The sequence below is a fragment of the Echinicola marina genome (genome assembly GCF_020463795.1).
GTDB lineage: Bacteria > Bacteroidota > Bacteroidia > Cytophagales > Cyclobacteriaceae > Echinicola > Echinicola marina.
Map to the genome: position 1 here is coordinate 1587201 of NZ_CP080025.1, position 11471 is coordinate 1598671.

Annotated in this window: 13 protein-coding genes; 12 read left to right on the plus strand and 1 reads right to left on the minus strand. The window is 41.1% G+C overall.

Translation table 11 applies throughout. From position 1 onward, the window contains the following. Positions 1-47 precede the first annotated feature (47 nt). Positions 48-470, minus strand: coding sequence for a VOC family protein (locus tag KZP23_RS06720; protein WP_226336497.1), 423 nt, complete (start codon positions 468-470; stop codon positions 48-50). 36 nt (positions 471-506) lie between these two features. Here KZP23_RS06720 and KZP23_RS06725 point away from each other — a divergent pair, with 36 nt between their 5' ends. The 12 genes from KZP23_RS06725 to recG all read left to right on the plus strand — a co-directional run bounded on the left by KZP23_RS06725 (position 507) and on the right by recG (position 11403). After that, positions 507-1421, plus strand: a complete 915-nt coding sequence (locus KZP23_RS06725) for a patatin-like phospholipase family protein (RefSeq protein WP_317198051.1) — start codon at positions 507-509, stop codon at positions 1419-1421. Beyond that, positions 1418-2038 (plus strand): class I SAM-dependent methyltransferase, encoded by a 621-nt coding sequence (locus tag KZP23_RS06730; RefSeq protein ID WP_226335330.1) that lies wholly within the window; start codon positions 1418-1420, stop codon positions 2036-2038. The genes KZP23_RS06725 and KZP23_RS06730 overlap by 4 nt, the downstream gene beginning before the upstream one ends. 85 nt (positions 2039-2123) lie before the next feature. Continuing rightward, positions 2124-2735 carry a trimeric intracellular cation channel family protein gene (locus KZP23_RS06735; protein WP_226335331.1) on the plus strand — a complete coding sequence of 204 codons (612 nt, stop codon included), beginning with the start codon at positions 2124-2126 and terminating at the stop codon, positions 2733-2735. Positions 2736-2842: 107 nt separating this feature from the next. Next, on the plus strand, positions 2843-3277 hold the full coding sequence (locus KZP23_RS06740) for a VOC family protein (protein WP_226335332.1): 435 nt from the start codon (positions 2843-2845) through the stop codon (positions 3275-3277). Between the two features lie 95 nt (positions 3278-3372). Then, a complete protein-coding gene (locus KZP23_RS23120) occupies positions 3373-3999 on the plus strand; it encodes a sulfatase family protein (RefSeq protein WP_394370967.1) in 627 nt (208 codons plus the stop codon). A gap of 15 nt (positions 4000-4014) precedes the next feature. After that, positions 4015-4794: a sulfatase family protein gene (locus KZP23_RS23125; RefSeq protein ID WP_394370968.1), complete on the plus strand. Its 780-nt coding sequence runs from the start codon at positions 4015-4017 to the stop codon at positions 4792-4794. A 319-nt stretch (positions 4795-5113) separates the two neighbouring features. Further along, positions 5114-6442 carry a MutS-related protein gene (locus tag KZP23_RS06750; RefSeq protein WP_226335333.1) on the plus strand — a complete coding sequence of 443 codons (1329 nt, stop codon included), beginning with the start codon at positions 5114-5116 and terminating at the stop codon, positions 6440-6442. 9 nt (positions 6443-6451) lie between these two features. Then, positions 6452-6730, plus strand: a complete 279-nt coding sequence (locus KZP23_RS06755; protein WP_226335334.1) for a hypothetical protein — start codon at positions 6452-6454, stop codon at positions 6728-6730. 249 nt (positions 6731-6979) lie between these two features. After that, on the plus strand, positions 6980-7426 hold the full coding sequence (locus tag KZP23_RS06760) for a GNAT family N-acetyltransferase (protein ID WP_226335335.1): 447 nt from the start codon (positions 6980-6982) through the stop codon (positions 7424-7426). Positions 7427-7583: 157 nt separating this feature from the next. Further along, positions 7584-7925, plus strand: coding sequence for a TfoX/Sxy family protein (locus KZP23_RS06765; protein WP_226335336.1), 342 nt, complete (start codon positions 7584-7586; stop codon positions 7923-7925). Between the two features lie 46 nt (positions 7926-7971). Continuing rightward, positions 7972-9141 carry an MFS transporter gene (locus KZP23_RS06770; protein WP_226335337.1) on the plus strand — a complete coding sequence of 390 codons (1170 nt, stop codon included), beginning with the start codon at positions 7972-7974 and terminating at the stop codon, positions 9139-9141. Positions 9142-9309: 168 nt separating this feature from the next. Beyond that, positions 9310-11403 (plus strand): ATP-dependent DNA helicase RecG, encoded by a 2094-nt coding sequence (gene recG / locus KZP23_RS06775; protein WP_226335338.1) that lies wholly within the window; start codon positions 9310-9312, stop codon positions 11401-11403. Positions 11404-11471 lie beyond the last annotated feature (68 nt).

An 11471-nucleotide genomic window follows, 5' to 3' on the forward strand; every position in this document is an offset into this window, starting at 1 on the left:
AAACAAATAGCAAAAGAGATTCCTTGCAGAGAAATCGGTATGGAAATCTAGCTCGCAAAGATCTGGTTGGGGTCTTTGAAAGATTTAAATTCCAGGGCATTTCCACTGGGATCCAAAAAGAACATGGTAGCCTGTTCCCCAACTTTTCCTTGAAAGCGGATGCCTGGTGCTATGATAAATTCAATGCCTTCTTTTTCCAGTTTTTCAGCCAGTTCATGCCATTGTTCCCAAGGAAGTACTGCTCCAAAATGTCTCACAGGAACCTGTTTGCCATCTACCTCATTGGCAAGGGCAGCCTTAAGCTCGTCTGGTTTTACATGGGCAGATAGTTGGTGGCCAAAGAAATTAAAATCAATCCATTGGTCCGTGCTTCTGCCAATCTCGCAGCCCAGCAGGTCTTGGTAAAAAGCTCGGGTACTTTCAATATCTTTTATGGGAAAAGCCAAATGAAAAGGATGGTAATCTTGTATATTTTCTAACTTTGGAGTGGCATTTGATAAGCTGTCATGAAAGTAGCAGATTCTTCTAAAAATACCATGCAAAATAAAACTGTTTCATTGGTCCTTTCCAGCGGAGGGGCCAGGGGCTTGGCTCATATTGGGGTCATAGAGGCATTGGAAGAGAAAGGCTATCACATCAAGAGCATAGCGGGTTGTTCCATGGGGGCATTGATTGGAGGGATATATGCCAAGGGGAAATTGCCCGTATACAAGGAATGGATCTCTAACTTGGACCGGATCGATGTCTTTTCCCTGATGGATTTTACGCTGTCCGCGCGTGGCTTCATTAAGGGCAATAAGGTTTTTCAAGCAGTGGAAGCTTTGGTGGGCGATGATTTGATAGAAAACCTACCCATACCTTTTTCCTGCAATGCGGTGGACATCCATAGTGGTGAAGAAAAGATTTTCAAGGAAGGGCAGCTTTTTGAGGCGATCAGGGCCTCAGCCTCCATACCTACAGTAATCAAGCCTTTTCCAATTGGTGGTAATGAATATGTGGACGGGGCGGTGTTGAATCCCATTCCCGTGAACCTTGCGCTGAACCATGGAAATGATCTGCTTATGGTTTCCAATGTAAATGCGCCTGTATCGCCGATCAATTGGGAAAGTCAAAAAAGTAGGGAGACCTCCCTCATAGCAGTGCCAACTTGGGTAAATGAATACAGGGATAAGATGATCAAATATTTTCCGCAGGATAAAAAGGAGAAACCAAAAGCAGCCAGTTTTTTGGACCTGATGAACCTTTCCTTTGAATTGATGCAGGACAAGCTTTCTGATTATATTCTCCATACTTACCCGGCAGATGTGGTGGTACAAATGTCCAGGAAGCAATGTGGTACATTTGAGTTTTATCGGGCAAAGGAATTGATTGCTTCGGGCAAGCAATTGGCCCTGAAATCCCTAGAACAATTAGAAGCATGAACATAGCCGAGTTGAACCAATTATTGGGCAATATTGATATTTACCTTTTGGACCAAGTACTAAAGGGCCGATTTGGCCCTGAAATGAGAATCCTTGATGCAGGATGTGGTGAAGGAAGGAATTTGGTCTATTTGATCAAGTCTGGATTTCAGGTATTTGGTGTAGACCAGAATCCCACTGCCGTACAAATGGCCAGGGCCTATGCCAGGACATTGCAGCCCAAGTATGATTTATTGAGGTTCCAGGTGGCCGGGGTAGAGGATATGCCTTTTCATAAGGGAGCCTTTCAAGCCATGATCAGCTCTGCGGTATTGCATTTTGCCAATGACACCGTTCACTTTCATCAGCTATTTGCTGAGATGATGCGGGTTTTGGAACCAGGGGGGATTTTATTTTTGAGAATGACAACCGGCTTTGCAGGTATGCTTGAGGTTTCCCAGGAAATCAAAGATGGTGTTTATCAACTTCCCGATGGGTCAAGTCGATTTTTGCTTACGGAGAATCTTTTGGAAGAGCTTATGGAAGTACATCATTTGGTTCATTTGGAATCTCCCAAGTCCGTTTTGGTCCATGGGCAGCGTGCCATGGGGGTTTTTGTAATGCAAAAGTTAAAATAGATCTTAGTTTAATTTTATTTTTGTGTATTATTAAGGAATGTTTATTTCCTATCTTTGGACAACGTTATTTTTAATTCAATAATATATGAACCTTCAGTATATCATGGAGTTGGTGGGAACTTATTTCTTTGCCATTTCAGGTGCATTGGCTGTACAGGACAGTGAGCATGATGTTTTTGGTGCGGGATTTATGGGTTTTATCACGGCCATTGGTGGAGGAAGTTTGAGGGATGTGCTGTTGGGCGCTTATCCCTTGGGGTGGATAGATGATATCAATTATCTCTACATCATTATTCTTGGTGTTTTGACGGCCATATTTTTCTTTAAGATCATGTCCAAACTCCGTAAGACCCTGATGCTTTTTGATGCCTTGGGAATAGGTTTGTTTACAGTCTTGGGAACAGAAAAAGTGTTGAGTTTGGGACATGGTTGGGAAATTGCGGCCATTTTGGGAATGGTTTCTGCGACTATGGGCGGGGTGATCAGAGATACCCTTTGTAATTTGACGCCAGTGCTGCTTCGGAAAGAAATTTATGCTACCGCCTGTCTTTCTGGTTCATTATTGTATTTATTGCTAAAGGAATTTTCAGTGCCCAGGGATGTCAATTTAATTATCTGTATGTCTTTGGTGATTATTATCAGGATAGTGGCTGTTCGCTACAAACTCAGCCTACCGCAATTGGGCTGGGTGCGTTAAGGAGAGGTTGGTGATATTAATTTTGTTGTTTAATAAAGCTGGTAAATTAGCGGCACAAATAGTAAATTGAGTCATAATAAATTTTCTGTTATTAAACCCAAAAGATCATGGCAACAATTAATCCTTACTTGAATTTCCTGGGCAATTGTGAGGAAGCATTTAATTTTTATAAATCTGTTTTTGGAGGAGAATTCACCTATATGGGTAGGTTTTCTGAAATGCCTCCCCAAGAAGGGGTAAGCTTAAGCGAGGTAGAGAAAAATAAGATCATGCATGTTTCACTGCCGATAGGTTCCCATACCATTTTAATGGGCAGTGATGTGGGGGGAGATTGGGCCCCTCAGACTGTAATAGGCAATAATATATCCGTATCCATTACAGCGAAAAGTAAGGCAGAAGCAGACCAACTGTTCACCGGTTTGTCCAATGGAGGACAGGTGAGCATGCCTATGGCGGATACTTTTTGGGGCGATTATTTTGGTATGCTCACAGACAAGTTCGGCATCAACTGGATGGTTAGTTTTAATGAAAATGCCCAATAAGCAAATGGTGGTACATCGGGGATAAGGGAGAAACACTAAAGTTTCCTGATTACATTTGATGTCTGATTTTCAGTATTTTATACATGGTTAGAGAGATGGATAGGTTTAAGATTGTTGCAGTTTTTATTTTTTTACTTTTCCACAGTCTGATTTCTCATGCCCAGAAGCCTAATATCATCATGATCATGACTGATGATCAGGGTTATATGGATGTGGGCTTTAATGGCAATCAAAAGATAAAAACGCCCAATATGGACAAATTGGCAAGCATGGGCTTGGTTTTTGACCGTTTTTATAGTGCAGGGCCGGTGTGTTCCCCTACCCGCGCCAGTTATATCACCGGAAGAAACCCCTTGCGAATGGGGATAGGCAATGCCAATGAGGGCCATATGAAAGTTGAAGAGATCACCTTGGCTGAATTGCTCAAGCAACAAGGTTATGCCACTGGACATTTTGGGAAATGGCATTTGGGAACTTTGACCAAGGAAACCAAGGATGGTAATAGGGGTGGCAGGCCAGGGCAAGAGGAGCATTATAGTTTACCTAGCATGCATGGCTATGATACCTACTTTTGTTCTGAATCCAAAGTGGCTACTTATGACCCTCTTAAAGTCCCTGAGGAATTTGAGGCAGGTGAAAGTTTGCGCTATGGTTGGAAGGCAATTGGTGAAGGGAGGCCCTCCAAAGCTTATGGTACTTATTATTGGGTAGGAGAGGAATAAATAGTTGAAGGTAATTTGGAAGGTGATGATGCCAGGGTGATTATGGACAGGGTTTTGCCCTTTATAGACCAATCCTTAAAAGGTGATAAGCCGTTTTTTACAAGTATTTGGTTTCATACGCCCCATCTTCCAGTGGTGGCAGATGTGCCACACAGGGAATTATATGCCAATTTAAGTTTTGAGGAGCAGTTGTATTATGGAACCATTACAGCTTTGGATGAGCAGATAGGCAGGCTTTGGGATTATTTGGAAGAAAAGGAGCTGGCAGAGCATACCTTGATTTTATTCTGTAGTGATAATGGACCAGAGCTAAGAACACCCGGGAGCGCAGGGCCGTTTAGGGGAAAAAAGAGAAGTTTGTACGAAGGGGGAGTAAGGGTGCCGGCATTTGCCGTTTGGAAAGGTGAAATTGAGGCAGGTCAGCGGAGTGATTTTCCAGCCGTGACCAGTGATTATTTGCCTACTATTTTGGATGTCCTAGATATAAGTTATCCTGATGATCGGCCAATTGATGGCGAAAGTTTTTATCCCTTATTATCAGGAGAAAAGCAGAGCCGCATTAATCCCATAGGCTTTATTTATCTGGACCAGCACCGGGTGTCTTGGGTAAGTGAGCAATATAAATTGGTAAGAGATGCACCTGATAGCCCTTTTGAGCTTTATGATTTATTGAATGATCTCAGCGAAAAAGATAATATTATTCAGCAGCTTCCTTTTGTGGCTTCAAAGATGGAAAGTGAATTGCAAGAGTGGTTAAGATCAGTAGAAAACAGTAAAAAGGGTGGTGATTATTGAAAAAATAATATGATTATCCGGCATCGTGCCAGTAGTTGTATTTCTCACAGCCTGTCCCGTTTTATCGGGAGATTTCACGGATCTACCTGGCGGAAGACAGGTTTGCATGGAATAATATCTCATTTCTAGGGACTTTCGTATGCTTTTTGAAAGATTATCATGCTATTTTAAAGCTACTGGTGCTATTGCGGGTATACATAAAAAATAATTTTTCTTATCAATATAAAAGGGAAATGAACCTAAGGTTGTAAGAAAATATACATCAGTAAAAACATACAGAATAAGTGATATTTACGTTGTAATAACTATATCTTACGTCATGTCTTTTACAATTGATGAACAAACGGTACAAGATCTAGAACTTTTTGGAGACCGACCAAACTCAAAAAGTATTTTTTCCTTTTTCAATCGTACTAAAACTTTTGGAGGCAGGCTTCAGCTAAAGGGACTTATGGAAAGTCCACTGGATTCACCGAAGGAAATATTGGACCGAAGAGATTCCATCAAATTCTTTATGAAGGCAGAATTGCCCTTCGAGATTTCTTCAAGTCAAATGGATTTTATCGATCACTATTTTAGGTTGAACAAAACCACCCTGAAATCCAATTTTATTGATGCTTATTTCCAGAACATGTTTGTCAGACAAGGTAATCGAAATGATGTCTATTTAATTAAGACTGGTGTGGAAAAGCTTGTCTATCTTCTTTTGGAATTGAAAAGACACCTTCCCCACATTACAAAAAATGAAATTCCTGAACAGCTTAAGGCTTATTTCTCTTTCGTTAAGGATTACATACAACTAAAGGAAATCTCAGGCCTTTTGAGTGAAATAAAGAACTCACCTCATCGTGTTAAACCCCATCAATTTGACTGGTTATTCAGGGAGAAATACAAAAAAGAAACACAAGACTTGGTCAATATTATTTATCTATTTGATGCCTATAATGCTGTAGCTCAAACAGCCCTTAAGGAAAACCTTTGTCTGCCAGGTTTTATAGATTCGGCCATTCCCCAGTTAAAACTTAAAGGCCTTTTCCATCCTTTTTTGGAATCTCCCATTCCTTATGATCTGGAGATGAAAGATGGGCAAAACCTTTGTTTCCTTACAGGTCCCAATATGGCTGGTAAATCCACTTTTCTGAAATCTTTGGGACTTTCAATATACCTGTCCCATTTAGGATTTCCCGTACCAGCCAAAGAAATACAAACTACTTTTTATAAAGGACTAATGACAACCATAAACCTTTCGGACAATATGGGACTTGGATATAGTCATTTTTATTCGGAAGTGAAACGTATAAAACAAGTCGCCAATGTAATCAAGGAAAAAGGAAGCGTGTTTGTGATTTTTGATGAGCTGTTTAGAGGTACCAATGTAAAAGATGCTTATGAGGCATCCCTGTATATTATAAAGTCTTTTTCCCAAATTCAGCAGAGCACCTACTTTATTTCTACCCATATTACAGAAATTGCAAGCCAGATTGCTGATTGGCCCAATGTGAAATGCCACTATTTCGAAGCCAAAATTGATGAGAATCAGCTAACTTATAGCTATGAAATTAAAGAAGGTGTATCCTATGAAAGACTGGGGATGCATATTCTTCTAAAAGAAAATATCATCGATATCCTTAATCCCAAAAACACCTAATTGAAAACTATGAAGGAGGCAAGTCAAATAAGCGAACTTATGAAACAAGTGGATAGCTATGTCCAAAACTGTCCCGAAAATACCATGGAATACAAGGCATTCCCCCATAAATGGTCCAAAAAGGAAATCTTAGGACACTTGGTGGATTCAGCCATTCATAACCTTCAACGCTTTGTGGAAATCCAATTTTCTCCCTCAGTCTATTCTGTACATCCTTATCGTCAAAACGAATGGGTAAGTGTAAATGATTATCAACATACCAACACGCAATCCCTGCTCCAGCTTTGAATGGTGCTGAACCAAAGGATCGTCCAAATAATTTCAAACCTTGATGAAGACGCGGTTAACATCCCTATTTTCATCAATGACCACCGTCAAGAAAATCTCGCTTTCTTGATCAGTGATTATGCCGATCACATGGGCCATCATGTGAAACAAATCGTGGAATAAATATGAATATTATCCTTAGGCAGGAAATCGATTCGGATCACCATGAGGTTTTCAATCTTATAAAAGAATCGTTTCAAAACGAAGCCAATGAGCGATCACCAGGAACAATTTCTTGTAGATCGTTTAAGGGGATCATCAGGTTTCGTTCCTGAGCTTTCGCTAGTAGCGGAATCTGGAAATCAGATTTTGGGACATATTTTACTGAGCAAAATAAAAATCAAGGATGTTCATCATTCTCATGAAGCGCTCGCTTTGGCTCCAGTAAGTGTACTGCCTGAATACCAAAAGAAGGGAATCGGCGGAAAATTGATTGTGGAGGCGCATCAAATAGCCAGGGAAATGGACTTCAAGGGAATTGTGGTGCTCGGACATTCGGATTATTATCCAAGGTTTGGGTATAGGCAGGCCTGTGATTTTGGCATCACTCTTCCATTTGAGGTGCCAGATGAGAATTGCATGGCTATTGAATTATTTCCAGGAGCATTTCAAAATGTTACTGGAATGGTAGAATATCCAAAAACATTTTTTGAATGAAATCATAAGGTTAATTAGATAGCATATGGATCTTTTCAATATTAAATAAAGGATTTGGAATCCAGCAATTCACAAACTTTCACCTTCGATATAACCAATAATTTGTTGATTTTAGCCATATAAAAGCTTAAATTACATTCTACACAAAATAAAATGTATGGCATATAATACCTTTTTAGCGGATCGGATAGAGCATGTTTTGCAGCATGCCGGCAAACCTTTTGAAGCAAAGAAGATGATGGGAGGCCTTTGCTTTATGGTCGATGGTAAAATGTGCATTGGTGTTCATGAGGACCGCATCATGGCCAGAGTAGGTCCAGATCAATATCAGGAGGCACTCCAACAGGCAGGATGTATGGAGATGAATTTCACAGGTAGAAGTATGAAGGGCTTTGTGTTTATAGATGGGAATGTGGTGGACACCGAGCCGCAATTGGAATATTGGGTGGAAAAATGCCTGGAATTTAATCCTAAGGCAAAGTCAAGCAAAAAGAAATAGTTTTGTTCGTCATTCACTTCAATCTAACAATCCTACACCTCTTTTTATGAAGCCCGCTAAAAGAATTCTTCCACTGATAGTATTCAGCCAGTTTTGCTGTACTTCCATTTGGTTTGCCAGCAATGCCGTGATGGGAAGCCTTTTGGAAAGTTTTGACCTTAGCAGTACTGCCTTGGGCCATCTTACCTCAGCTGTTCAGTTGGGGTTTATTTTTGGAACATTAATATTTGCATTATTAAGTGTTGCAGACCGCTTTTCACCCTCCAGGGTGTTTTTGTTTTGTGCTGTATTGGGAGGACTTTTTAATTTGGGGCTGGTTTGGCCCGGGAATACTTTAGTTAGCTTGATTGTGATGCGGTTTTTGGCAGGTTTATGTTTGGCTGGGATTTATCCAGTGGGAATGAAGATTGCAGCAGATTATTATGAACATGGATTGGGTAAGTCTTTAGGCTTTTTGGTTGGTGCATTGGTTTTGGGAACAGCTTTTCCACACTTTCTTCAGGCATTTATAGGTGATCTTTCTTGGGTATATGTGATTATTTTTATTTCAGCTTTAGCCGTTTTAGGAGGTTTTTTGATTGGGCAGTTTGTGCCTGATGGACCATACAGGAAAGCAGCGGCTGGTCTTGATTTATCAGCTATTTTTAAAGTGTTTCGAATTAGGGAGTTCAGCACTGCCGCGATCGGATATTTTGGACATATGTGGGAGTTGTATGCTTTTTGGGCATTTGTTCCCTTTATATTGGTCAGTTATGGCGCCTTCCATCCTCATGTTCATTTGGATATTTCATTATGGTCTTTCCTGATAATCGGAATGGGCAGCTTGGGCTGTATTTTGGCTGGCTACCTTTATATCAACCAAGGAGCCAAAAAGATAGCTTCAATGGCTTTGGCCATATCAGGCTTATGCTGTTTGGTATCGCCTCTGATTTTTCTTCAGCCTTCTCCCGTTCTACTGATTATATTCCTTTTAATTTGGGGCTTAGCAGTGGTGGCAGATTCACCTTTGTTTTCTACTATGGTCGCACAAAATGCTCCGGCGGATTTTAAAGGAACGGCATTGACCATTGTGAACAGTTTGGGGTTTGCATTGACAATTTTCAGTATTCAGCTTTTGAATTATTTTAGGGCTTCTGTCGATGTCCATTATCTTTTTATTGTACTTGCTGTGGGCCCTGCTGTAGGTTTGTCTTTCTTGTGGAAAGGAAAGAGCTAATTCAATAAAGCAGTTTGGTCTGTCGAGCCTGAAAGCGGGGAATAATTAGGACGATTGCTGTCACAGCTCCAGCTTTGAGAAGTAATATTATTAAGCAGCAATAGCTTTTCACGGTATTAAAAATTAATTTGTGGCCGAGTTTGAATTAACCACCAAGAAAGCAGGAAATTGCCGGGATTCTTTGATACAAAAATTGAGTTTCTAAAGGGTGTAGGCCCACAAAAAGCAGCCTTAATTAATAAGGAGCTTGATATTTTTACTTTTGGGGAGCTCCTTCAGCACTATCCTTTCCGCTATGAGGATCGCACTAAATTCTATAAGATCAATCAGATCAACGGAAATCTTGAGCATGTACAAGTAATTGGTAAAATCCGAAGGGTTGAAACTGTGGGCATGGCCCGTAAAAAACGCTTGGTCGCTTATATAGAGGATGAAACAGGGGAGATGGAGCTGACTTGGTTTAAAGGCATCCAATGGGTGGCGAAAAAACTGCTTCCCGGTGCTACTTATATTTTCTTTGGTAAGCCGAACCAATATGGGAGAAAATTCAGCATTGCCCATCCAGAAATGGAGCCACTGACGGCGGCGCAAGAAGAAAAGAGTTTTTTTCAGCCTGTTTATCCTACTACAGAAAAACTAAGGGCCAGGTATCTAGATAGCAAGGGGATTTCAAGGATAATGGATGTCTTGGTCCAAAATGCCTATCCGCAGATACAGGAAACCCTGCCTCAAGAAGTGATGCTGCGGTTTAATCTCATGCCCAAAAAAGATGCGATCAAACAGATTCACTTTCCTGATGAGCCTGAACGCCTTAAAAGGGCCAGGTACCGGCTTAAGTTTGAAGAGTTTTTCTTTGTGCAATTGCGATTGCTTAAGTTAAAATTGACCAGGACCGAAAAGTTCCAAGGACAGGTATTGGGGAAAACTGATTTGGTAGGCCAGTTTTATACGGATCATTTGCCCTTTGAGCTGACCAACGCGCAAAAGCGTGTGATCAAAGAATCTTTTGCAGATATGCGTTCCGGGAAGCAAATGAATAGATTGATTCAAGGAGATGTGGGAAGTGGGAAGACCATGGTGGCTTTTATTTGTGCCTTGATTGCCATCAGTTCTGGCACGCAAACCTGTTTGATGGCTCCGACGGAAATTTTGGCTACCCAACATTTTGAAGGATTGAGGGAGTATGCCGAAATGATGGGTTTACGAATTGATCTGTTGACTGGCTCCACGAAGAAATCTGCAAGGAAACGAATTCATGCAGACCTTTTAAATGGGCAATTGCACATTCTTATTGGTACTCATGCTTTGCTGGAGGATGTGGTTCAATTTCATAATCTAGGCCTGGCGATAGTGGATGAGCAGCATCGATTTGGTGTCGCCCAAAGGGCAAAACTTTGGGCCAAGAATAAGCATTTTTACCCTCATGTATTGGTGATGACTGCTACACCTATCCCACGGACCTTGGCGATGACCCTGTATGGTGATTTGGATATTTCAGTAATTGATGAGATGCCAGCAGGGAGAAAGCCTATACAGACCGTTCACCGCTTTGATAAAGATCGGTTGAAGGTTTTTGGTTTTATGAAAAAGGAGATAGAGCTGGGCAGGCAGATTTATGTGGTATATCCCCTGATTGATGAATCCGAAAAGTTGGATCTCAAAAGTCTGATGGACGGATACGAGAGTATTTGTCGTGCCTTTCCCCAATATCCAGTCAGTATAGTTCATGGAAATATGAAGGCCGCAGATAAGGAATTCGAGATGCAGCGTTTTGTGAAGGGGGAAACCAAAATCATGGTGGCCACTACTGTTATCGAAGTGGGAGTGAATGTTCCGAACGCCTCTGTGATGGTCATAGAAAATGCAGAAAGGTTTGGGCTTTCACAGTTGCACCAGTTAAGGGGGCGAGTGGGGAGAGGGGCCGAGCAGTCTTATTGCGTTTTGATGAGTAAGTATGAGCTTTCCAAAGATAGTCGAGTGAGGCTGGATACCATGGTGAGAACTAATAATGGATTTGAAATTGCTGATGTTGACCTCAAATTGCGAGGCCCGGGTGATTTGATGGGTACCCAACAAAGTGGTGTAGCTGATTTGCTAATAGCAGATTTGAGTAAAGATGCGCCTATTCTTACCATGGCCAGAGATGCTGCCCAGCAACTGATACAAGAGGATGCAGAATTAAAACTTCCTCAAAATGCCATGGTGTTAAGGCAAATAAAAAACCAAAAGAAGCATGCTGTCAATTGGAGCAGGATAAGTTAATTTTTCTTAAGCTCCAGATTTGATTTCATCAGATAAAAAATAAACCCCGGCAGGTCAAGTAATGCCGG